The sequence below is a fragment of the Snodgrassella sp. CFCC 13594 genome, assembly GCF_001590725.1.
In the GTDB taxonomy this organism is placed as follows: Bacteria; Pseudomonadota; Gammaproteobacteria; order Burkholderiales; family Neisseriaceae; genus Snodgrassella.
Genome location: NZ_LQXR01000006.1, coordinates 69,938 through 93,095, shown reverse-complemented (window position 1 = coordinate 93,095; position 23,158 = coordinate 69,938). Strand labels below are relative to the sequence as shown.

The following is a 23,158-nucleotide window of genomic DNA, read 5'->3' as shown; positions in this document are numbered from 1 at the left end:
GGCTCGCAGATAAATAATAAAGAAACCAGCTTAATGGGTGGCAATGGCAGCTGCTGGTATGCGCGTCAAATGCCAATGAATCTGGGCCCACATGAGCAAGTCAGTTGGGTGGTTAACTTCAGGGGCTGGAGGCAAACCCAAATAATGCAATACCTGTCGTAACAAAGCCTCTTGCTGATGCAAATCCAGTGCTGGTGCATGCGTTTGCTTCGACCATTTTTGTCCTTGATCGTTGGTGAGCAGGGGCAAATGGGCATAATGCGCGCTAGCATAGCCCAAACACTGCTGTAAATAAATCTGTCGAGGGGTCGAAACGAGCAAATCTTGACCCCGAACAATATGATTCACGCCCTGTGCCGCATCATCCACCACCACTGCCAATTGATAGGCCCAATACCCATCAGCGCGCAGCAACACAAAATCGCCCACATCATGGTCTAAATTTTGTTGGTAATGACCCACAATGCCATCATCAAACCCCACTGTTTGGTTGGCCACGCGCAGGCGCCAGGCTGGTGATTTTTGGTTTTTATCTGTGCTTCTCAACGCAATAGCAGCGCAACGCCCACTGTATACTGGGCCATCCACCCCCATACATTTGGCTTCACTAAAGACAGTTTTACGGCTGCAAAAACAGGGATACACCAAATCTCGCCTACGCAATTGATTCAACGCATCACGATATAAATGGTGGCGCTGGCTTTGATAAACCACCTCACCATCCCAATGCAAACCAAATGCCGTCAAGGTGCGCAAAATATCATCGGCCATACCAGGCACTTCACGCGGCGGATCCAAGTCTTCCATGCGCACCAACCAGCGCCCACCATGTGCCCGCGCATCCACAAATGAAGCCACCGCGGTCAACAAAGAGCCCAAATGTAAATGGCCGGTGGGGCTGGGTGCAAAGCGCCCCACATAAAACGAATTCATAAATGACATAAGCAGCAAAAGGCATTCAGGCAGCCTGAATGCAACATGAATCGAGTATAATATGCGTCATTTTACGTCAAAGCCGCCTGCCATGAACAACCCATCACCCTGTTTGCTCGCCATCGACACCAGTACTGCGTTTTTGTCGCTGGGTGTACACATGCATGGCCAGCAGCATCTGATTTACGAAGAAGCGGGCACGCAGCAATCCGCCTTGATTCTGCCCACCATTCAACGCCTATTGAATGAATGCAGCATCACACTGTCCGACATAGATGCCATTGTCTATGCGCAAGGACCTGGAGCCTTTACTGGCTTGCGCATTGGCATAGGTGTGGCTGCCGGCTTGGCTGCACCACTAAATATTCCCATGATGGGTATTCCTTGCTTAGCCGCAGTGGCCACATTGGTACCCGATGAGCCTTGCGTACTGGCCGCTACCGATGCCCGTATGCACGAACTATTTTACGCATGGTTTGATACCCAAACACACACGCGCTTAAGCGATGATTGCGTCGGCGCTGCCGACTCCATTAGGTTGCCTGAAAACCAATCACACGGCGTAGGCGTGGGCAATGCATTTGGGCTGGGCTTGTCTCTGCCCGTTACGGGACTGGCGCAGATGCCGCACGCCGATACCTATTTAAAACTAGCATTATCCGGCCATTACCCAACCACGCCCCCGGCACAGGCGCATCTGCGCTATGTGCGCAATAAAATTGCACTCACCGCTGTGGAACAAGCACAGCATCGGGGGCTGCATTCCTGATGCGTAACGCGACTTTGGCCGACATTGATGCGCTGGCAGAGCTCGAATTGCGGTGTAATCCATCACCTTGGCACGCCAATCAACTGCAGCATGCCTTGATGCCGCCCAATCAAATTTGGATTTGCACAACAGACAATGCGCGCATCAGCGCCATGCTGGTTTGGCAACAGATTGTGGATGAGGCCGAAATTCATTTAATGGATACGCATCCCGACAACCGCAGACAAGGCCTAGCCAGCCAGCTATTGCAAGCCTTATACCATCATGCACAGGCTCATGGCCTCAGTCGCATTTTATTAGAAGTCCGAGCGGGCAATGACGCCGCACTCGCGTTGTATCAGCATCAGGGTTTTGTTGAATGTGGGCGCCGCCGTGGCTATTATACCAATGGTGAAGACGCCATATTGATGGAAAAAACATGCTGAGCACCCGCTACCTCTATTTACATGAAGCACTGGAATTGGGTCCTATGTGGCTGCAACAATCTGCCCACATTCAGGCAACCAATGCAGCCACAGGGCACTCAGCAAAACACGCGAACCAAGCTGCAAGTACACCAGCCAAGACAACAACAGAAGCGATGGGGAGTGATGCTGCGGCATCGCCATCGGTATCATCCACTCGTATCGAAGCACAACCAGCCCGCCATCACGTACAGCAGATTTTGCAGCAACTGGGCCAATCTGCACGCAACCCAGCGACGGTGCATACTGCCACCAGCACCCCTACCCCAGCCGAGTTGCAACGCCAAAGCACCAACGCCGCCACCCAACCAGCACAGGCAAACCATTTACCAGCCGCCATTGCCACCTGTACTGCTTGTGCCTTGCACGCAGAGCGACGCCAGCCAATCTGGGGACAAGGGACATCACAGGCAACATTAATGGTCATCAGCCCCAATCCTGCTCCAGCAGATGATGATGCACAACAATTATTCAGTGGTGACGTGGGACGCTTGCTGCACAATATGCTGGCAGCCATAGGCGTGGATGAAAGTCAGGTTTTTTACACCAGCGAAGTCAAATGCACACCCAACGTCAGCTTGCATATAGCGCCTGCATCCATTGAAGCCTGTCGGCCTTACCTACAACAGCAGCTTGCCACCGTGCAACCTCGCGCCATTCTGTTACTGGGTCAGGCATTTACACGCATTCCGGCAGAGCAGTTGGCCATTCAGTGTAACCACTTGCCCTATGTGATAATGCCACACCCTGCGCGCCTACTGCGACAAAGCCACCTCAAAGCACAAGCATGGGATGCTTTGCGTCAATTGGCTTCCTACCTAAATCAAGCATAATTATTTTGCTTCATTTAATGCGTCAAGCATCATAGAATCACCTTTTAACCCATAAAAATACAATCCGCCATACCAATTGTGTTAATGTTTTATCATTCTTCTGCCACGATGACTGTTCAGGCAGCCTAAATACTGATTCGTTATGCATATTTCACTCGGCCCCGTCGTAATGGTATTGCTGGTGGCGGTTTTGGCCGTCATTATCTGCCGTCGTATCCACATTCCACCCATGCTGGGTTATCTCGTTGTTGGTTTTATTGCAGGGCCAGGCGCCTTAAGCCTTATTCCCCAAACACAAGACACCGAATTTTTGGGTGAAATTGGTATTGTTTTTTTGATGTTCAGCATCGGTCTTGAATTTTCATTGGGCAAACTCAAAGCCATGCGAAGTTTGGTATTGGGGCTTGGCGGTTTACAGGTTTTGCTCACCATCATCTCAATGTGGATCATTCTGATGCTACTGGGCGTGGCACTCACTTGGGCATTTACGTTGGCGGCAGCCTTGACCATGTCATCCACGGCCATTGTGAGCCGCATCATGGCTGAAAAAAATGAGCTGGGTCAGCATCATGGACACATGGTGATGGGTGTCTTGCTGATGCAAGACATTGCTGTGGTCCCACTCATGATTTTGTTACCAGCCATGGCCGAAAGCAGTGAACATCTGTGGATCACCATAGACTTGGCGTTATTAAAAATGGTGCTCACCTTGGCACTACTGTTGGTAATGGGCAATAAATTTATGACGCCTTGGTTCCGCGTGATTGCCAAAGCCAAATCCAGCGAACTGTTTATGATTAACGTTTTACTGGTTACGCTCGGGGTTGCCTATCTCACTGAGCTCGCTGGGCTATCACTGGCTTTGGGTGCGTTTGTGGCAGGCATGCTCATTTCCGAAACCGAATATCGGTTTCAAGTGGAAGATGACATCCGCCCTTTTCGGGACATTTTGCTGGGTTTTTTCTTCATCACCATCGGCATGAAGATGGATATCCAGGTGTTACAACAAAGCTGGCAAATGATTTTGGTGTTGTTAACCATGCTGCTGATACTCAAGGCAGCCTTGATTTTTGGCATTGGCAAAAGCATGCGCACAGTGATAGCGACAGCCTAAAAACAGCTTTATATTTGGCGCAGGGCGGTGAATTTGGGTTTGTGATGCTGGCGGTGGCTGGCAGCATGCACCTGGTGACCTCAGAACTGCAACAGGCTGCGATTGCAGCAATATTGTTGTCCATGATGATAGCCCCCATTTTGCTGAATAGCAGTGATGCCATTGTCAATCGATTAATTAAGCGCAGCTGGGATGAGCAGTCGGTCAACTTGCAAAATATTTTGGTCGAAACCATGAGCAAATCCGACCATGTACTCATCATCGGATTCGGCCGTGGCGGTCAAGGCGTGGCTCGGATTTTGCAGCAAGAAAACACGCCGTATTACGCCTTAGACTTGGATGCAGATCGCGTCGCTTCGGCCAGGGCTGCAGGAGAATCGGTGACATTTGGTGACGCCAAACGTCGAGAAGTGCTTCAGGCAGCCGGCTTAAAACGAGCGCGCATGGTGTTAATCACCATCAACAACATGACTGAGAGTCAACACATCCTGAATAATATTATGATGCTCTCCCCCACCATGCCGGTCATTGTTCGCGTAACTGATGATGACTACATCCAACCATTCACTGATATGGGCGCAGATGACATCGTCTCCGATACCAAAGAATCTAGCCTGATGCTGGCCAGCCAAGCCTTGGTCAACATGGGCAAACCTTTTGCCGAAGTGTATCAAACCATGCGTCAAGTGCGTCAAAATCGTTATCAGGTTTTACAAGGACTGTTTGTCGGCCAAGATGACGACACACACGGCGAGCAAAGCACTCATTACAACCGCCATGCGTTTACTTTACCCCCTGACGCATATTTGATTGGCAAAAGTGTGCATGACCTGCCTTTAGACAAGCTGCACTTAAAACTCCTGTCCGTACGGCGCAATGCCCACCAACTGCGCCATTTTGATGATGACTTTGTGTTTGCCAAACAAGACACCCTTGTGGTACTCGGCATGCGTGACAAAATTATTTCTTTTGAAAACTGGTGTCTACAAGGCGCTCAATGATTTTTTTACAAACGACGCTTGCCAACCCAAGTCGCTTCTGGTTTAATAGCGCCTTCTTCGACGCAGGGTGATTAGCTCAGTTGGTAGAGCGTCTGCCTTACAAGCAGAATGTCGGCGGTTCGACTCCGTCATCACCCACCAAGTTTTTTTGTTTTTGTGCCGCGCACAGAAACACGCGCGGTGGTAGCTCAGTTGGTTAGAGTACCGGCCTGTCACGCCGGGGGTCGCGGGTTCGAGCCCCGTCCGCCGCGCCAACAACATCTTATTTAAAAAAGCACCTGTTTAAGGTGCTTTTTTGTTGCCCATCTCAAACACACTACAATAATCTGGCCATGTGCATACAAACCAGCTCATCCTCATTCAACCGGCTTTTCTGGCTCCAATGTTTGCTCATCCCCGGTCTATTGAGCCCAACTCTAGCCCGTTTGCATTTGAGCCCATCTTTACTCGACTGGCCTCTTGATTTACTTGGCCATTGGCAATGGCAATATGGCTTAATCTTATTTTTCTGCATCATGATCCAAGCTGCATGGAACTGTAAGCACAAAAGGCACTTATCCAGCGTAAACTCAGCCACTGCTAATCGTCTAATATCAAGCTTGAGCCTCTCTCTACTGATCTGCAACTTTTGGATCTGGCCACCTCAAACTGCACCAGCACTTATCCCAGCTCCGGCTCATCCTGTACGCATTGCCAGCTTTAATGCCAATTTACACAACACTCAAACCAACAACATCCACCACTGGATAAGCCAACAGCACATTGACATTATTGCATTATTGGAGGTAACCCCAGCTTGGCAACCGGCACTCTACCGTCTGCAACAAGAATACCCATATCAGTATCAATATTTATCTGAAGACCCATTCGGTATGGTGATTTTATCGAAATACGCACTCCGTACACCTCAATTCATACTCACAAATACAGGTATACCTTACTTCACTGCCCAAATACCACCCTTACCTGGCATGCCACAGACCACAGCACCCATCCAATTAACCGTGATTCACCCCATGCCACCCATCAGCCAAAGCGACTTTGATCAACGAAACGATCTATTTAGCAAATTGGCCAACGAAAATACCCAGCACCCTGCCATCATTATGGGCGATTTCAATGCCACGGTTTGGTCAGCAGGGTTTGGCGCATTCTCCCATCAAGGTTTTGCTCCCACCCACGGATTGAAGCCTACATGGACACCACTGGGCGGGTTACCCATTGACCACATTTTAATCAATTCATCCAAACTAATCGTTACGAACAGCGGCTCAGGACCTGCTTTGGGATCTGACCACCTGCCCATCTGGGCCGATGTTAATTGGAAATAGATTGCTCAAAACCATTCGTCACTGGCTGGTTTTTTTCTGGGCAACTGCCCAGTCATAGAGCGCTTTTTTATTAGCACCCGTAATCTCTGCAGCCAAAGCAGCAGCCTGCTTGGTCGGTAAATCGGCAACCAAAATCGCCATGACTTTTTGCGCGCTCTCTGGTAATCCATCTGTTTTTTCTAAAGGCGCTGGATGCAACACCAAAACCATTTCACCGCGACTCTGATTGGCATCCGCCAGCACGGCTGCCTGAATTTCACTGACTGTGCCTGCCAAATAGGTTTCGTGCGTTTTGCTGATTTCTCGAGCCAAAAGCAATGTACGTGAATCCATCATCGCTGCCATCTGCGCCAAGGTATCGTGGATACGGTGTGGGGTCTCAAACATCACCACGGGATAAGTCGCTTTCAGCCAATCCGCCAAACGCTTTTGTCTGTCACCACTTTTGGGCGGCAGAAAGCCCGCAAAATAAAAATCAGATTGAGTGACACCAGCCACACTCAGCGCCGCCATCACGGCACTGGCCCCCACCACCGGCACCACAGCATAACCCGCCTCACGCACCCGTACTGCCAATCGCGCACCCGGATCACACACGGCTGGCGTTCCCGCATCAGAAACCTGAGCCACCACCAAACCGTCAGCCAAGGCGGCAATCACCTTACCTGCCATGGCTTGTTCGTTTTGCTCGCGCACGCTGAGTAGCCGCGCTTGCAGGCCATATGCACTGAGCAGCTGTTGTGTTACCCGCGTGTCTTCGGCGCAAATCAAATCAGCGCGCCCCAATACCGCCAACGCATGTAAAGAGATGTCGGCCAGATTGCCAATGGGCGTCGCCACCACATATAAGGTTTGCGGTACAATGCTGGTCAATGCTTTCTGGTAATGCGTCTGCACAATGGCGTCCTTATTTGGTTTCAGGCAGCATGACGCTGCGTGCCGCCACTATACCACGACCGCACTCCATGATTGGACAGCAACCATGCGTTTGAACCATCCCACAGGCCAAGCCGCCGAAGACGCTGCTTGGGCCTATTTGCAACGCCACGGCTGCCGTTTGGTGGCGCGCAACTGGCATTGCCGTTTTGGCGAACTTGATTTGATCGTATGGGATGGTTCCGTATTGGTATTCGTTGAAGTGCGCTTGCGGCGTGGAACCCAATTTGGGGGCGCTGCCGGCAGCCTGAATGCGGGCAAACTGGCCAAGGTGCAACGCAGCGCTGAGTATTATTTACAGACCCATCCCACACCCGCACCTTGTCGCATTGACGCCCTATTGTTTGACAACGACCCCCAGCCCACTTGGCTGCGCAACATCACAGGTTAACCATGCCCGCCCACACCACATCCGAACGTTTTCTCCACACCGCCAAACTCTTACAAGACTGTGCCGATCTATTTGCCGAGCCGGTACACGGTGCGGCCGAGGTGATCTTGCAAGCACTCATGGCCGATGGCAAATTATTGGTCGCAGGCAATGGTGCGTGTGCGTCTTTGGCCAACACTATGAGTGCTTACATGATGACGCAACTTGATTGTGAGCGCATGGGCTTGGCCGCGATTGCGTTGTGCAACAATGCCGCCCTGTTGAGTAGCCTCGCACGCCAACAGCACGCTGACGATTTATTTGCCCAACAAATTCACGCATTGGGGAAACCCCACGATGTTTTGTGCGTCTTATCGACTGATGGTCAATGCACCAATCTACAAGCCGCGATTCAGGCAGCCCACGAACGAGACATTCGCGTATTGGCACTCACTGGCGCCGATGGCGGCGCACTGGCCGGCATGCTGAGTGATCATGACATTTTACTGAATGTACCCAGCGCTCAGGCCAGCGAAGTCATCGAAGTGCACTTGGCGACTATCCATGCATTGAGTTGGGAAATTGACCAATTGCTCCTGGGCGGTTTATAAAGTCGCCTGTGTTTCCGATTTGTTCACAAAGGATCGTTATGAAAAAACCATTGTCTATGCTGATTTTAGCCACCGTGCTTACTTGTGGGCTGGGCGGCTGTGCTGCTGCGGTTGTGGGTGGTGCTGGTGCCGCAGCATTGTCTGCCACAGACCGGCGCACCACTGGCGCGCAAGCCGATGACCAAGTAATGGAAGTACGCATCCGCGAAAATGCCTTGTCTTATCTGAATACGCAAACACAGCCGGAAAACTTCAGCCCCAAGCTTTCTGTGGTCAGCTATAACCGCCAAATCTTACTGCTGGGCTTGGTTGCCAATGCCAACGACAAAGCCACAGTAGAACGCATCGCTCGCGCCCAATCGGCAGCGCAAAAAGTGTACAACTACATTGATGTAGCTACTCAAGCCCGTGGTTTGGGTAACGTTACCGATGACACTTGGGTTACATCCAAAGTCCGCACCACCTTACTGAATGCGCCGGGGCTATCACCCAACCACCTGAAAGTGGTGACCTACAATGGTGTGACCTACGTGATGGGCGTATTAACCCCGGCGGAGCAGCAAGTCGCCACACAAACTGTCAGCACCACCTCAGGGGTAAAAAAAGTGGTGACTTTATATCAAAGCTTTGAACCCGCCACCAGCGGCACCGCAGAAGCCACACCGTAAACAAGTGCCAATTGATTTTTTCAGTCTTTCAGGCAGCCTTTAGGCTGCCTGAAAGCACGGTGCAGGCTGATTTCCCGCTGATTGCCTTTGCTCCTGCATCGGCACCACAGTCCAGCAAATGGCAAATAACGCCGCACACTGCTGATTTTGCGTATAATACGCCGTTGATTTTTTTCCGCTCGTGGTTACGAAGGATGCAATTATGCGTGAGCAACAACCCAAAAATTCCGCCCAGCCCAACGCACCCAAACGCAGTGTGGTCAAAAAGGGACTGAGCAGCTTCACCAAAATCATGCTGGCTTTATTGCTGCTATTGGCTGTGGCCATGGCGGCTTTTGTGTTCAATGCTTGGCAGCAACTCAACCGCATCAACCTAATTGACGGCCAAGCGGCCAGTGGCGCCAGTATAGAAGTATTAACACCTTCTGGCGAAGCACCCACCCAAAATGCCAATGGCAGCATTTTTGTACCACAAACCAACCCTGAAGCTGCCTCCGCTACGGTCACCGCGGCCTCAGCCGAGCAGCCAACCAACACCGTAACCACAGCCAAGCCAAGCAAACCGGCAAAAGCAGAACAGCAACCAAACACAGAAACACCGATCTTGCCCACCAATACTGGCGACAACAGTGCGCAATCGACTGCACCACAACCAACGCAACACAAGCCCAAAAGCAATTTAGATGACTTATTTTGATGTTTTGTCCATAAAAAAGCCCGGTGACAATGCCGGGCTTTTTTATGGTGTATCCAAGACTAACTTAACAAATCAGCGCCGATAAGGGTTGGTTAAACCGGCCACCAAATCCGCAAAATAATGACGTAACTGGGTTTCACTGCACCCCATCAGTAAGCCATCCTCAAATGCATCTTGGGCCAACTGATGCAATTCTTCCATGTTTTGCTGCATGACTTTGATTTTCTCTGTGCACGACACTACTTCACCTTGGTCATCGACCCATTTGGGCATATTCGGCATACTCACATCTCACCATCCTTTGTTTCAGGCAGCCTCAATGCTTCACGCGGCGGGCAGTCACATAAGCGCGAGCCCAATAGCCCTGCTCAATGCTGGTTATTTCAATGTTTTTACCCGTCCGCGGCGCATGTATCATGCGGCCATTGCCAATATACATGCCCACATGCGAGATACCACCGCCACCAGGGCTGAAAAACACCATATCACCGGGCTGCAAACTGCCTTTGCTCACCGATTCGCCCACTGTTGCCATCTGCCGTGACTGACGGGGCAAATTAACGTTCATACTGCGGCGGAAAATATATTGCATGAAACCACTGCAATCCAAACCACTGGTAGGTGAGCTACCACCAAATCGGTAAGCCACGCCCAAAAGGCCCATCGCATTCATGATTAAATCGCTGGCATCATTACCACTACTGCGCAGCTGCGGACCAGTTTTATCGCGAATCAATCGCTCCAGCGCAGCATTATCCAAACCTTCAGCAGGGGCCGCCCATACCGGCGCAATTTGCAATACCCCGCCACACAGGCAAACAGTGGCCCAAGCCACCAGCTTATGCGTCCATTTCATTCAAACTTTATCCATTCATAGCGCCCGTTAATCTGCTATGCTGTCTTAACACACAAGACCAGTCACATAGGGCATTTAGCTTATGCTGAACCCAGCCACTTCTCATTTAAGTGATTTGGCGCGCATGCGCGAAATCGTCACCATATTGGCCAAATACGGTTTGGGCGAGTTTATGGTTCGCCTAAAATTGTCGGTACGTCCGCGGGCCAAGCAGCAACATCAAGACTCAGCCACGCAACGTTATTTATCGACACCACAGCGCGTGCGCATGGCCTTTGAAGAGTTGGGTCCTACTTTTATCAAACTTGGGCAAGTATTGTCTACCCGCGTTGATGTATTTGGTTCGGAATGGACAGAAGAATTTGCCAAGCTGCAAAGCAATGTCCGCCCCATCCCGGGGAACGATATTTTCGGCCTCATCGAAACACAGTTGGGTCAGCCGCTGGCGCAGGTATTTCAACACATTAGCCTGACCCGATTGGCAGCGCCTCTATTGCCCAGGTGCATCAAGCAGAGCTTATTACCGGAGAAGCCGTGGCCGTAAAAGTCAAACGCCCCGGTATTGATGCAGTGATTGCTGCGGATTTGCGCATTCTCAACCACATCGCTCAACTGATTGAATCGGAAATCCCCGAATCGCGCCGTTATCATCCCGTGCAAATGGTGCAGTATTTTGCCCGTTCATTGGCCAAAGAAACCGATTTATCGCATGAATTGCGCTATATGCAACGTTTTGCTCGCCTCTACGATGGACACGGTTTTCTGCACATTCCCAAAGTTTTTCCCGCGTATTCTAACCGCCAAATTCTGGTTCAAGCATATATTGACGATACTTTACTTAAAAATATCGCCATTGATGCCCTCCCACCCGATACTGGCCGCGCACTCGCCACACACCTTACCGATGCATTATTGAGCATGATTCTACAACAAGGTTTTTTCCATGCAGACCCGCATCCAGGCAATATTTTCATTGGGCATGAAGGCCGTATCACCCTCATTGACTTTGGCTTGGTAGGGCAATTAAGCCCCAGCCGCCGCCAAGAAATCATCACCCTCATCAACGCTCTGATTGAGCGCGATCAGTTTGCCATGCAATTTGTCTTAAGCAATTGGGCTCAAGACCAATTGCCGGATGAAGACATGCTTGGTGCGGATGTGCTGGAAATGATGATGAATTATGAAAACATGAGCATGAAAGACCTGCGCATCAGCCAAGTCATTAATGACATCACCCAAATTACCCGCACCCACGGCCTCACTTTGCCGCCGGATTTGGTGATGCTGTTTAAATGCTTGATTACCTTGGATGGCGTAGTCAAACGACTCGATGGTAATTTTGAGCTGGTGGGACACGCTAAACCCATTGTCCAAAACATTCTGCAACAACGCTTAAAGCCACGCACTCTATGGCGCCATGGCAAAATTCAAGCACAATTGTTGGCCCAAGTAGCCGATCAATTTCCACAAAATTTATTGCGTCTCAGTCGGCGTTTACAAAAAGGGCAGCTGGGCATCAATTTGGACATCGCCAGACTTGAGCAGCTCAATAACCAACTCGATAAAATCACCAATCGCCTTACTATGGGCATTGTCACGGCCGCACTTATCATTGGCTCATCCATCGTCATGAACATCAATGCGGGTCCCAAAATGTTTGGCCTACCCTTTTTCGGCCTCATCGGCTACTTATTGGCATTTGCCAATAGCCTATGGGTAATCTGGTCAATTTGGCGTTCCGGCAAGCATTAATCCTTCTTGCCTAGCAAAAAGAGGTTGCCTGAAAAGCTGAGTCATTTTTACAAACCCCAACATTGAAACCGCTAAAGGCTGCTACAATATTGTTGCAGACAGAAATAATTTTCTCAAACAAGCAAACTACCCCTTATTGGAGACAAACCAGATGCAACCCCAACGAGATGCTTACGACTACACCCAGCTGGGCCAACAAGTCGACAGCCACAATGCCGTCTTGCGTAAAACCTACGGCTTGCTTGGCCTGTCTTTCATCCCTTGTGTGGCCGGTGCCATGGTAGGCATGCAAACCAATTTTATGAACCTGTTTGGCAATTCTTGGTTATCCATTATTGCTTTTTTCGCTTTTTTCTACGGTATGTGTTTTGCCATAGAGAAAAATCGTTATAGCAATATTGGCATAGCACTTCTGATGGTGTTCACATTTGGCTTGGGCTTCATGCTCGGCCCGATTTTGCAATTTGCTTTGTCCAGCGCCAATGGCGGTAAAATCGTGGCTATGGCTGCTGGCATGACCGCTGCTTTATTCTTGGTCATGGCCACCATGGCTGGCCGCAGCAAAATCGACATGAGTGGGTTGGGTCGTTTTTTGATGGTAGGCGGTATTGTGCTGATGGTGGGGGTCGTGTTGAATCTGTTCCTCAAGATTCCAGTCGTGGCATTGGCCATCTCTACGGGCTTTGTGATTTTCAGTTCGCTGCTCATCATGTGGCAAATCCGCGCAGTTATTGATGGTGGCGAAAACAGTCCCATCAGTGCGGCATTAACCATTTTTGTATCGATCTATAATATTTTCAGCAGTTTATTGCACATTTTGCTTTCGCTAACTGGCGATGACCGCTAAAAACTGAAAATTGATTCAAAAGAGGCTGCCTGAAATACACGGGCAGCCTCTTTTTAAATCGCTTTGTCATGCATGATTTTATGATACCGCTATTGCGGATAGTATGAGCGGTGGTGGTGGGTATAGACGCAGGCAGGCATCGTTGGTTCACATAATATTGTCGGGCTTCACTCGTTTTCATATCATTGGAACAAAGCCGTCTTCTGGATTGGTTACGACGGCGATACAGACCAAACCATTAAGTTTTAAATAGCCGAATACAGCGACTCCGCATGCTGATTCTTGTTCACGTTTACCTTGTTATTGCGCCAGAATAACGTTCACTTCATTCAATTTCACCGCCCATATTTAGCGTCACACAACGCCAATCATGGCAATCATGGACAACCATATTTTTGCTTACACCAATGGGTGTTGCACTCGCGTGAAAATATTGATTCAGATATCTAACTGGACACACAAAGCTGGCTTTGACACAGAATCGGCACATCACTTGCAGCCATGGTCACTACAGCACAACCTCAGCGCAGCCCCATGGCTTGTTGAATCAGACGTGACTTAACCAAAGGCAAGGCATTAACAGCACTCATGCCCCAATTGCGCCACTGGCTTATACCAGGCAACTGCTCCTTGCTAAAAAGCTGAAATAAGGCATTACACCCTTCTTGCATGGTGCGCACAGGCAACAGCCGTGCTCGCCGATAATGCTTGAGCAATGACCACGCCCCCACATCAGCCGCATCAAGCATGAGTGTCGCCAAACATTGCACATCGCCAAACCCTAAATTAACACCTTGCCCCGCTAACGGATGAATGGTGTGCGCTGCATCACCCACAAGGGCTACGCGTTGCGCCACTGCGCTTTGAGGCTTACGCAACACCAAATCAAACGCAAAGGCTGGTGTTTGCGCGGTGAGTTCGCCCAAGGCAAAACCGCCCTGTGCCGCAACTGTTGCACTGAGCTCCTCAGGCGATAAAGCCAGCAACTGCTCAGGCTCTGGTGTCGACCAAACAATAGAAATCTGGTTGTTGGGCAAAGGCAAATAAGCCAATACTTGCCCCTGTTTAAACCATTGCCGTGCACAATTTTGATGTGCTTTTTCAGCCATGAAATTGGCCACCACGCCATGGTGGTGATATGGCGTGGAAGCCACCTCAATATTCAGCTGCTGGCGCAGCATGAGTGAGCGCCATCGGCACCAATCAATACACGGCTGCGCACAATTTGAGCATTAGCCAAAGTCACTTCGACATGCATGACATCGGAGACGACACCAACAACCGCCTCCGTTTTAACGCATACACCCGCCTCGCCTAACGCTTGCCAGATTTTAGCCAACAGATAGCGGTTCTCCACCATCTGTGTGAGCCAAGGTTCATTTAAATCAGCCGCATCAAACACAATGCGCCCGCCAGCATCACCACATACATCCATGCGCGTAACTGGCTGAGCCCGCTCGCTCGGCCAAACACCCAATGTGGCCAAAAAACGTTGATTGGCCGGGCTGATGGCATAAATGCGTGCATCCCAACTGCGCTCCAGCACTGTCAAATCCGTTTCAGGCAGCCTCTTTTCCAGCAGCAATACTTGTTTGCCTTGGCGTTGCAAGACCAAAGCCAAGCTGGCCCCAACCAAACCGCCGCCCAAAATCACCACGTCAAAATCAACATCGCCCATATCAATGGATACCTTTATGTAACAAATCAGGCTGCCTGAATCTAAACACCAAACACCAACTGCTTGGTAAAAGCACGCCGCCATGCTGGTACACTGCCCAGCAATGCCATTCCCGCACTTTGCCCCCATTGCAACCAAGGCAAAGGATGATCAAACAACATCACCAATCCGTGCGTAAAGCCCACAATAGCATGCGCATCTACTTGCCGAGCTGCCGCATAGCGCGCGGCCAACGCAGGCTCATCTAAGCGCACCGACGCGCCCAACAATGCAGCCAAACATTCAGCATCGCGCACGCCCAAATTCAAGCCTTGAGCCGCCACCGGGTGCATGGTTTGTGCCGCGTTACCAATGCAAATGACTCGACCGCTGTAAACCCGATTGAGCTGCTGCAAACGCAATGGGAACGTGGCGGGCTCGCCCATGTGGGTTAGATTGCCCAGCCGCTCACCCATGATGGTTTGCAATTGATCCGCAAAAGTGGCGCAATCCATGTTTATGCGTGCAGTAGCCTCCGCTTTCGAGCAGGTCCACACCAGTTTGAAGTCATCGCCATAAGGCAGCAGCGCCAATGGGCCTGCATCGGTAAACCGTTCATAGGCCGCGCCCGCACTGGGCTTGGAAAACTGCAATTGATTCACCAACGCCATCTGCTGATAATCATGGCTGCGTCGCGTCAGTCCTGGCAATTGCGTGGCCAATTGACCGCCTTCGGCCAATACCACCCATTCTGCCGTCACGGCTGATCATCGCCGTTGGTTTTTTGTATAGTGACTTCTGCCCAGTGTGACAACGTAGCCAGCTTGTGCACCGGCGATTCCCACGCCACCGGCACCTGCTGTTCAACCAAAGCGGCTTCGCATTGGCGCAGCAAGGCTGTGTAATCCACGGTTGCACCCAAATAGGGCAAATCCACATCGGTCGCGGTAAGCAAAGTACGGCCAAAATGATGCTGACGCGAGACGTGTACAGTGGTGATGGGGGTGAGCATGGCATCTTCAAGTACCACACCGGCTGCCTGAAACGCCTTCACACTGTGATAAGACAAAGCAATGGTACGCTGATCAGCTACTGCCGCTGCGGCAGCACGTGCCTCCACCAGCAACACCGACTTACCCTGCTGATGCAATGACAAAGCACACAACATGCCCACAGGACCGGCACCAATAACAATGATTTGATGATGAGACAGCGGCTTCATTGGCACAACTTTAATAGGCATAGAAAATGCCCCAATTTTACCCGAAATCAGCCCGACTGCACCGCTTATTGTAATACCCGCACTTGAATGGGGGTACAACCATATTGCTGTTTGAATGCTTTGCTGAAACTTTCTAAATGCTGGTAGCCAGCGCAATCGGCAGCCTGTGTGACGGTAGAACCGGCTTGTAATGACTGATAAGCCCGCTCAAGCTTCAGACGTCGGAGATAATGCCAGATACTCACCCCATGGCATTGTTGAAAATGGCGCTGCAAAGTAGTCACATTGGTGCGGCTGAACGCCGCCATTTGCGCCAAAGTCCAATCATCTGCCTCGCCACTGTGCAGCAAAACGGTTAGTGCATTGATGCGTTTTTGTGCTTCTCTACGTAAAAGTGAATTTTCACTTTCTTCTAATACCATTTGACGGATGACCGCCAGCCAAAGCTGCATGACCAAACCAGTGCGATGAGCATGCTGCAAAACCGGGGACATGCCTTCGAGCGCAAAAAATTGCGCAGCCAATTGTTGCATCACTGGTGTCACCACAAAAGAAACGGCATTCAGTGATTTCATTTGATGACACCAATTCGGCACTGCAGGCAAATGCGCGCACCAGTCCGCTAGCCAGTCATGCGAAATAAACAACACCAATTCCCGGTATGCACTATCCGCATAAAAGCGTTTACTGCCCGCTGCAGGATGCACCACGTTTAACCACAATCCCGCTTTGGCTGCCTGTCCATTGCAGTTCAGGCTGTGTGACCCGATGCATAAGTCCATGCGTCCTTCCAAAGGCAGCACCACGCGAACACCAGTATCAAAACGCAGATCATCCCGCTCATGATCTTCAGGCAACCATACTGTATTTTGGCGTGCCATCATCCCGTTTTGAATACGATACCAGTGCACATCATGCTCTACAGCTGACAAACGCGACGCTGAAGGCATTACACCCAACACAGGTGAAGCCACTTTCTTTGCGGTCATTAAAATTGAATTTGATTTTTTCACAGGGTACAGAATTATGGATTAGTCAAAACAAAGGAGACGTTGCATGTTACCATTAATGAGATTGATTATCATATTTTTTATCATGTATATGATTTGTTTCATCAAAGGGAAAATTTAACTATGCCGTCTTCATCACCTACGTATTTTCGTTTGGCGCTCTTGCCTCTACTTTTAGCCAGCGGTTTTGCCCAAGCCGCAGACCAAAACAGCACCCAACTGGATACGGTTTATGTCACCGCAGAACGCCAGCTACAGCAATCGCTAGGTGTATCCAAAATCACCGAAGAGGATTTGGAAAAACGCCCAGCCGTTAACGACATATCAGAAATCATTCGCACCATGCCCGGCGTAAACCTTACTGCCAACTCACCCACAGGTCAGCACGGCAACAAACGCCAAATAGACATTCGCGGCATGGGCCCAGAAAATACCTTAATCATGGTTGATGGCCGCCCGGTATCTTCGCGCAACAGCGCCCGCATGACTTGGCGGGGTGAACGTGATACCACAGGCGACAGTAACTGGGTACCGGTAGAAGACATTCAGTCGATCGAGGTGATCCGTGGCCCTGCTGCGGCGCGCTATGGCTCTGGAGCTGCAGGCGGCGTAGTCAACATCGTCACCAAGAAAGTGAGCAATGAGTTTCATGGCTCCTTGAATTATTTCACCAACCAACCTGCTGACAGTAAAGAAGGGGCCACCAATCGCGTTGGCTTCAACTTGAGTGGTCCCATTGTGAAAGACGTGTTGTCATTCCGTTTGTATGGCAATTACAGTAAATTCGACGGTGATTCTTTAGACATCAATGCCAATGCTAATAACAGCGGCAGCCAATATGCGGGCAATGAGGGCTTTACCAACAAGGATGTAGGTGGTCGACTGGCGTGGAAAATCAGCCCAAACCAAACACTTTACTATGATGGTAGCTACGGCCGTCATGGCAGCATATTTAATGGTGATAGCCAAAACAACTCGGCTTTGGATGCCTATAATAAATCCATCATTGGTCAAGAGCACCGCATTATCTATCGTCAAAGTCATGCGCTAACCCATGAAGGCGTATGGGACTGGGGCGACACCAAAGTCGTGGCTCAATATGACAAAACCCGTAATGCCCACTGTGTAACCGGCTTGGCTGGCTCCACTGAAGGGAAATGCCAACAAGGCACCAGCGCGCTGGGGACAGTTAACCTCTCAGACAGCACCTACGTGACCAAGCGTTTATCCGCAGAAGCCAACATTCCCTTTACCTGGGGAGTGGGTCATGTATTAACCGTGGGTGCCGAACTGAATCATGACTCTCTGGATGACCCAGATTCATTGAAACAAACCGGCTCCATATTGGGCAGTCAATATGCAGGCACCCGTACCAGCAAGATGAGCATGTCCAGCTGGGCTGCTTATGTTGAAGACAACATCAGCATCTCCCCCGCCTTTTCGCTTGTTCCCACTTTACGGTTTGACCACAACAACTATACCGGCAGCAACCTCAGCCCGGGCCTAAATGCCTCGTATCAACTCAGCCCATCTTGGAAAATCAAAGGGGGTATTGCCCGAGCCTACAAAGCTCCCAACTTATACCAATTGAATGAGAATTACCTGCTAACGACCCGTGGAAATGGCTGCCCCATCACCATAATCAACGGCAACTACACCAAGGGTGTAGCGGGAAATTGTTATTTATTGGGCAACAAAAACTTAAAACCGGAAACCAGCTGGAATAAGGAAATTGGTTTTGAATTCAGCCAAAACGGTTATCTTGGCTCCTTGGCTTATTTCCGCAATGATTACAAAAACAAAATCACGGCAGGTGATGAAAACCTAGGCAATATTGCTGGCTACAATGTTCTGCAATGGGATAATGCGCGCAAAGCTGTCGTGGAAGGCTTTGAAGGCAATGTTACCATTCCATTTAGTGATCGACTCAAATGGGTAAATAACTTCACCTATATGAAGCAATCGATCAATAAAGACACCGGCAATCCTCTCTCGATTATTCCCAAATTCACCATCAACTCCACCTTGTCTTGGCAAGCCACCGACAAGTTGGATGCTCAGCTGACCTTTACCCAGTATGGCAAACAAAAGGCGCGCTCTGTCGATGAAACCAATATTGAAAAAGGGGCATTGACCTATGAAAACTTAGGTAGCTACGGTATCTGGGGCGTTTCAGCCGGTTATGATTTCAACAAAAATGTGAATATGCGCATGGGCATCAATAATATTTTTGATAAACAACTGTACCGCTCGTCATCCAGAGGCAGTGCACAAACCTACAACCAAACAGGCCGTGCAATCTGGGGCTCAATGAAAGTGTCATTCTAATCCACTGCCAGTCTCTTTCGGTTGCCTGAAAAATAGATATTGCTTCACCAGGCAATCGAATGAGCTGACATGAACACCGATTGATTATGATTTCGACTTAAACAAGGTTCAAGCAAAGGAAAACACATGAAAATTTTCAACACTGCATTATTGATCAGCGCAGCATTAGGCCTGTCTACACCCGTATTGGCCGCAGGCTTCGCTCACCAACAAAGCCTTACCGTATCCGGACAAAATTTAGCGGTCAATGAAACGTCTGCCCGTGTTTTGGGCAATGAACAAGGCCAAGTGGCCTTATTAGATGATGTCACTGATGGCTTAGGCAAAACCAAGGTGCCCGGCTTTAAAATGATGATTATGAGCCGAGCTTCATCCGTTAATTACCAGGCACGTCCAAATAAAGACGGTACATGGCGTGATGATCGCGCCATCCATCGCGGTAGCAAAGTGACCTTTGGGATACCTGTGATTAATGGTAAACCAGACATCAGCAAAGCCATTTTATTAGACATGGCCGTGATTGCTGACAAACCAGAAGCGGCCGGCTTCAAGGCTGAAGATAAAGTACGCCCACGCGGCCAACAATTACTGAAAAAAGACACCAAGGTAGGTAAATCCAGCTTGAAAATCAGTGATTTGCAATTACCGGATATCGCCAGCGGTGAACGCAGCGGTGGTGGCGTTAAATTGACCGCCAGTACCGTACTGGATGGGAAACCCGTCAGCACCACCGTCAATAGCACTTTTCAGATTGTCGATATTGCCAAACCAGAATTGGGCCGTTTGTTTGAAGCGGACTCTCGTTTTGTGAAAAAGTAAGTACTGTAAGTCCATCATCGGGCAGCTTCGGCTGCCCGCAACTTTTGCTAAAGGAATCACGCCATGCGTAGACTGTGGCTGTGTTTTTTATGTTTGCTGAGCTCTTTGGTTATGGCACAACCTGATTTAACCCGAAAAGCCGATTTATCGGTATTACAACAAACCAACAGTGGTTATCAATTTCACACTCTGCCTTTTCATTCGGCAGATGGCCTACGCCATTACCGTGTCTTTGTGGGCGTGCCTCAAAAAAAGGCACCCACTCGGGGGTTTGCCACATTCTATGCATTGGATGGCAACGCCATGCTGGAAATGCTAACGCCACAGCGCCTCAAAACCTTGGCAGCCACACCAAATGCGCCGGTGATTGTGATGTTGGGTTATGCCACTGATTTGCGTTTGGACGCAGCTTCTCGTGCGTATGACTACACCATCAGCCACCCTGAAACGCCTGTTGCAGTAGATGCGCTGCATCCAGAGCGCCGCAACGGCGGCGCCGATATTTTTCTACAATTATTGCGCACCCAAATCATGCCCAGCGTCGATAAGCTGGCACCCATTAATCGCGCACAACAAACACTGTGGGGTCACTCCTACGGCGGGCTATTCGTGATACACACGCTGTTTACCCAACCACAGCTATTCCAACGCTATATTGCAGCAGATCCCGCTATTTGGGTGCACGAAGGTGCTATTTTGGCAGAGCAACAACGCTTTATGCAGCCAGGGATGATAGAGTCAAACACACAATTATGGCTCATGAAAAGCGGCACACCCAATTCAGGCACACAACACGCCCGCTCACCCAACCAAACACGCCAGCGTGCGCGACAAGCCATCCCTCGTGACGCATTGATGACCTTAGGACAACAGCTGAGTCAGGCCCACAGCGCATTGCATGTCTACTATCAAACCTACCCGGAAGACACCCACGGCAGCTTATTTCCTAAAAGTTTTCAGGCAGCCTTATTTGGTGCGGATCCATTTGCCTACCCGTCATCCCCTACCGACTCATTGAAAGGGCCTCAACTATGACCGTCAGACCACAGCGCCAAGCGCGCCACATTACCGTTTGCCGCTGGCTGGATCTCAGCCCCAATCTTAGACGCATCGTATTTCATGCACCCACCTTGGCCGATTACCCATTCCATTGCAATGGTGCTCACATCAAATTATTTTTTCCACATGAAGGCGAGAATCAGCCACAGCTGCCTACTTTTTCATCGCGTGGCCCGGTGTGGGCAGACCCCAACAACAAACCCATTGCCCGCACCTATACCCTGCGTGAATTTGATGCTACTGCATGCACCTTGAGTGTGGATTTTGTCAAACACGGCGACAATGGTCCTGCTTCTTATTTTGCTGAACACGTACAGATAGGCCAAATCATCGGCATCTCCGAACCGGCTGGCCCTATACCCATGTTAAAACCGGCAAAACGGTACTTTATGGCCGGAGACCTCACTGCATTGCCTGCCATCAGCGCCATGCTGGCCGAAATGGACAGCCAAGCTGAAGGGGATGTTTTATTGTGGTTGCCTGAACAAGCCGATTGGCCCAATGACTTAACCATTCCCACAGCCATTCACATCCATCCATTTGTGGGTGGCCTTGACCAAATCAAACAGTTGGTTGCATTCGCGCACACCTGCACCCCACCCACGATTGAAGATTTCGTGTGGGTGGCTGGCGAAGCCAGCATGGTGGCGCCTTTACGCGTCTTGGCTCGGCAGCAGTGGCAAATACCTTTGGCGCGTTGCTATGCCGTACCCTACTGGCGATCTGGTGAAAGTGAAGAAGCCTACCACCAAAAACGTCATGATTTTATGGATAATTAATCCTAAAAAAGTTGAAGCAGCCTATTGAGCATATCCCCGTAAAGGCTGCCTGAACATCATGAAGCTGATATAATCATCAAAGATGATAATGATAGGAAATTTTATTCAATGCTTAAGCAACTTTCCCTAACCGCGATGGCCTTGGCCACCTTGGTCGCTTGTAACCCAAGCAACCTGTCATCAACACCTGCTTCAGCTCCCGCAGCAGCAAGCGCGGCACATGCGGCGGAAGTCACCATCCAAACGGCACGAGGTGAGGTTAAGCTGGCGCAAAGCCCAAGCAAAGTGGCTGTATTTGATTTGGCCTCTCTCGATACCTTGGAAGCGTTGGGCGTGCCCGTGGCGGGCTCCCCCAAAAAAGTCTATGTGCCTTATTTGCAACCCATGGTAGAAACGGCCAACGACATTGGTACCTTATTCGAACCCAATTTGGAAGCACTCAATGCGTTGAAACCGCAGCTCATCATCGTTTCCGCCCGCACCGCAGCCAAATACAATGAATTGGCCGCGCTGGCACCGACCATCGACATGAGCGACAGTGGTCAGGATTTAATTGGCGATGGCATGAAGCTGTTAGATGGTTATGGCGTATTGTTCAACAAGAAAGCCGAGGCACAACGCCTGCACACCGAAGTGCAAAACCTGCTCACAGACACCCAAGCCGCAGCCAAAGATAAAGGCACAGGCTTAATCTTGATGGTAAATGCAGGCAAATTATCGGCCTTCGGTGCGCAATCTCGATTTGGCTGGATACACAAAGACATCGGCATTCCCGCTGCGGATAGCAATATTCAGGTTTCGCCACACGGCCAGCCAGTGTCTTTTGAATACATCCAAAAAACCAATCCAGATTGGCTCTTTGTACTCGACCGTAGCGCCGCGATTGGCGAAGAAGGCAAGGCTGCTCAGAATGTATTAGACAATGATTTGGTGCGCCAAACCAAAGCATGGCAACAAGGACATGTGGTGTATTTAAGTGCGGCATCATACGTCGCTGCCGGTGGCGTGCAGCAAATGAAAACCGATTTGAGCAATATCAAAGCCGCGCTCAATAGCAAAAATAAATAAACAATGGTATTCAGGCAGCCTGTACCCTCCCTCA

General features: G+C 50.0%; 23 protein-coding genes, 2 tRNA genes and 2 pseudogenes. 18 read left to right on the top strand and 9 right to left on the bottom strand.

Features of this window, described 5'->3' with window-relative positions; genetic code table 11:
• Window positions 1-30: 30 nt before the first annotated feature.
• Complete coding sequence (gluQRS, locus tag A2F46_RS05460) at window positions 31-933, bottom strand: tRNA glutamyl-Q(34) synthetase GluQRS (RefSeq protein WP_066567700.1); 903 nt, start codon at window positions 931-933, stop codon at window positions 31-33.
• Window positions 934-1,024: 91 nt separating this feature from the next.
• On the opposite strand from gluQRS, the gene tsaB reads away from it, so the two are divergent.
• The 7 genes and pseudogenes from tsaB (at window position 1,025) to A2F46_RS05425 (ending at window position 6,445) form a co-directional block, all read left to right on the top strand.
• Complete coding sequence (gene tsaB / locus A2F46_RS05455) at window positions 1,025-1,702, top strand: tRNA (adenosine(37)-N6)-threonylcarbamoyltransferase complex dimerization subunit type 1 TsaB (protein ID WP_066567797.1); 678 nt, start codon at window positions 1,025-1,027, stop codon at window positions 1,700-1,702.
• Window positions 1,702-2,127: a ribosomal protein S18-alanine N-acetyltransferase gene (rimI, locus tag A2F46_RS05450; protein WP_066567693.1), complete on the top strand. Its 426-nt coding sequence runs from the start codon at window positions 1,702-1,704 to the stop codon at window positions 2,125-2,127. Before tsaB ends, rimI begins: the two co-directional genes overlap by 1 nt.
• Window positions 2,121-2,999 (top strand): uracil-DNA glycosylase, encoded by an 879-nt coding sequence (locus tag A2F46_RS05445; RefSeq protein WP_066567691.1) that lies wholly within the window; start codon window positions 2,121-2,123, stop codon window positions 2,997-2,999. Before rimI ends, A2F46_RS05445 begins: the two co-directional genes overlap by 7 nt.
• Before the next feature lie 142 nt (window positions 3,000-3,141).
• Window positions 3,142-5,114 (top strand): annotated as a pseudogene (locus A2F46_RS05440) (cation:proton antiporter).
• Between the two features lie 65 nt (window positions 5,115-5,179).
• Window positions 5,180-5,255 (top strand) — tRNA-Val (locus A2F46_RS05435).
• 36 nt (window positions 5,256-5,291) lie between these two features.
• Window positions 5,292-5,368: transfer RNA gene (locus tag A2F46_RS05430), tRNA-Asp, on the top strand.
• Between the two features lie 345 nt (window positions 5,369-5,713).
• Complete coding sequence (locus A2F46_RS05425; RefSeq protein WP_197457567.1) at window positions 5,714-6,445, top strand: endonuclease/exonuclease/phosphatase family protein; 732 nt, start codon at window positions 5,714-5,716, stop codon at window positions 6,443-6,445.
• An 18-nt stretch (window positions 6,446-6,463) separates the two neighbouring features.
• On the opposite strand, the gene rsmI is transcribed toward A2F46_RS05425, so the two are convergent.
• Complete coding sequence (gene rsmI / locus A2F46_RS05420) at window positions 6,464-7,345, bottom strand: 16S rRNA (cytidine(1402)-2'-O)-methyltransferase (RefSeq protein ID WP_066567686.1); 882 nt, start codon at window positions 7,343-7,345, stop codon at window positions 6,464-6,466.
• Window positions 7,346-7,427: 82 nt separating this feature from the next.
• Here rsmI and A2F46_RS05415 point away from each other — a divergent pair, with 82 nt between their 5' ends.
• The 4 genes from A2F46_RS05415 (at window position 7,428) to A2F46_RS05400 (ending at window position 9,727) form a co-directional block, all read left to right on the top strand.
• Window positions 7,428-7,772 (top strand): YraN family protein, encoded by a 345-nt coding sequence (locus tag A2F46_RS05415; RefSeq protein WP_066567793.1) that lies wholly within the window; start codon window positions 7,428-7,430, stop codon window positions 7,770-7,772.
• Window positions 7,773-7,774: 2 nt separating this feature from the next.
• Window positions 7,775-8,362 (top strand): SIS domain-containing protein, encoded by a 588-nt coding sequence (locus tag A2F46_RS05410; protein WP_066567684.1) that lies wholly within the window; start codon window positions 7,775-7,777, stop codon window positions 8,360-8,362.
• A 38-nt stretch (window positions 8,363-8,400) separates the two neighbouring features.
• Window positions 8,401-9,030 (top strand): BON domain-containing protein, encoded by a 630-nt coding sequence (locus A2F46_RS05405; protein WP_066567683.1) that lies wholly within the window; start codon window positions 8,401-8,403, stop codon window positions 9,028-9,030.
• 202 nt (window positions 9,031-9,232) lie between these two features.
• Window positions 9,233-9,727, top strand: a complete 495-nt coding sequence (locus tag A2F46_RS05400) for a hypothetical protein (protein WP_066567673.1) — start codon at window positions 9,233-9,235, stop codon at window positions 9,725-9,727.
• Between the two features lie 72 nt (window positions 9,728-9,799).
• On the opposite strand, the gene A2F46_RS05395 is transcribed toward A2F46_RS05400, so the two are convergent.
• Both A2F46_RS05395 and A2F46_RS05390 read right to left on the bottom strand, forming a co-directional pair.
• The gene (locus tag A2F46_RS05395) at window positions 9,800-10,015 is read right to left on the bottom strand and encodes a hypothetical protein (protein WP_066567670.1); all 216 of its coding nucleotides are present in this window, start codon (window positions 10,013-10,015) and stop codon (window positions 9,800-9,802) included.
• 28 nt (window positions 10,016-10,043) lie between these two features.
• Window positions 10,044-10,583, bottom strand: a complete 540-nt coding sequence (locus A2F46_RS05390) for a C40 family peptidase (RefSeq protein WP_066567667.1) — start codon at window positions 10,581-10,583, stop codon at window positions 10,044-10,046.
• Window positions 10,584-10,665: 82 nt separating this feature from the next.
• Between A2F46_RS05390 and A2F46_RS05385 the strand changes: the two are divergent.
• Both A2F46_RS05385 and A2F46_RS05380 read left to right on the top strand, forming a co-directional pair.
• Window positions 10,666-12,335 (top strand): annotated as a pseudogene (locus tag A2F46_RS05385) (ABC1 kinase family protein).
• Window positions 12,336-12,486: 151 nt separating this feature from the next.
• Window positions 12,487-13,182: a Bax inhibitor-1 family protein gene (locus tag A2F46_RS05380; protein ID WP_066567665.1), complete on the top strand. Its 696-nt coding sequence runs from the start codon at window positions 12,487-12,489 to the stop codon at window positions 13,180-13,182.
• A 521-nt stretch (window positions 13,183-13,703) separates the two neighbouring features.
• On the opposite strand, the gene A2F46_RS13220 is transcribed toward A2F46_RS05380, so the two are convergent.
• From A2F46_RS13220 to A2F46_RS05365, 5 genes are read right to left on the bottom strand one after another with little or no spacing between them, the layout of a single operon-like run.
• Window positions 13,704-14,363 (bottom strand): FAD-dependent monooxygenase, encoded by a 660-nt coding sequence (locus A2F46_RS13220; RefSeq protein WP_255358751.1) that lies wholly within the window; start codon window positions 14,361-14,363, stop codon window positions 13,704-13,706.
• Complete coding sequence (locus tag A2F46_RS13215; RefSeq protein WP_255358750.1) at window positions 14,345-14,860, bottom strand: FAD-dependent oxidoreductase; 516 nt, start codon at window positions 14,858-14,860, stop codon at window positions 14,345-14,347. Before A2F46_RS13215 ends, A2F46_RS13220 begins: the two co-directional genes overlap by 19 nt.
• A gap of 41 nt (window positions 14,861-14,901) precedes the next feature.
• A complete protein-coding gene (locus A2F46_RS12930) occupies window positions 14,902-15,600 on the bottom strand; it encodes an FAD-dependent monooxygenase (protein ID WP_231867712.1) in 699 nt (232 codons plus the stop codon).
• Entirely contained in the window at window positions 15,597-16,082 is a 486-nt protein-coding gene (locus tag A2F46_RS12925; protein ID WP_231867711.1) for an FAD-dependent monooxygenase, read from the bottom strand. Before A2F46_RS12925 ends, A2F46_RS12930 begins: the two co-directional genes overlap by 4 nt.
• A 44-nt stretch (window positions 16,083-16,126) precedes the next feature.
• Window positions 16,127-17,050, bottom strand: coding sequence for an AraC family transcriptional regulator (locus A2F46_RS05365; RefSeq protein WP_066567663.1), 924 nt, complete (start codon window positions 17,048-17,050; stop codon window positions 16,127-16,129).
• A 144-nt stretch (window positions 17,051-17,194) separates the two neighbouring features.
• Between A2F46_RS05365 and A2F46_RS05360 the strand changes: the two genes are divergently transcribed.
• The 5 genes from A2F46_RS05360 to A2F46_RS05340 all read left to right on the top strand — a co-directional run bounded on the left by A2F46_RS05360 (window position 17,195) and on the right by A2F46_RS05340 (window position 23,124).
• A complete protein-coding gene (locus A2F46_RS05360) occupies window positions 17,195-19,399 on the top strand; it encodes a FepA family TonB-dependent siderophore receptor (RefSeq protein WP_066567792.1) in 2,205 nt (734 codons plus the stop codon).
• Between the two features lie 126 nt (window positions 19,400-19,525).
• Window positions 19,526-20,218: a hypothetical protein gene (locus A2F46_RS05355; protein ID WP_066567662.1), complete on the top strand. Its 693-nt coding sequence runs from the start codon at window positions 19,526-19,528 to the stop codon at window positions 20,216-20,218.
• Window positions 20,219-20,281: 63 nt separating this feature from the next.
• The gene (locus A2F46_RS05350; protein WP_066567660.1) at window positions 20,282-21,253 is read left to right on the top strand and encodes an alpha/beta hydrolase; all 972 of its coding nucleotides are present in this window, start codon (window positions 20,282-20,284) and stop codon (window positions 21,251-21,253) included.
• Complete coding sequence (locus A2F46_RS05345) at window positions 21,250-22,056, top strand: siderophore-interacting protein (RefSeq protein ID WP_082783586.1); 807 nt, start codon at window positions 21,250-21,252, stop codon at window positions 22,054-22,056. The genes A2F46_RS05350 and A2F46_RS05345 overlap by 4 nt, the downstream gene beginning before the upstream one ends.
• Before the next feature lie 108 nt (window positions 22,057-22,164).
• On the top strand, window positions 22,165-23,124 hold the full coding sequence (locus tag A2F46_RS05340) for a siderophore ABC transporter substrate-binding protein (RefSeq protein ID WP_082783585.1): 960 nt from the start codon (window positions 22,165-22,167) through the stop codon (window positions 23,122-23,124).
• The last annotated feature ends 34 nt before the right edge of the window (window positions 23,125-23,158 follow it).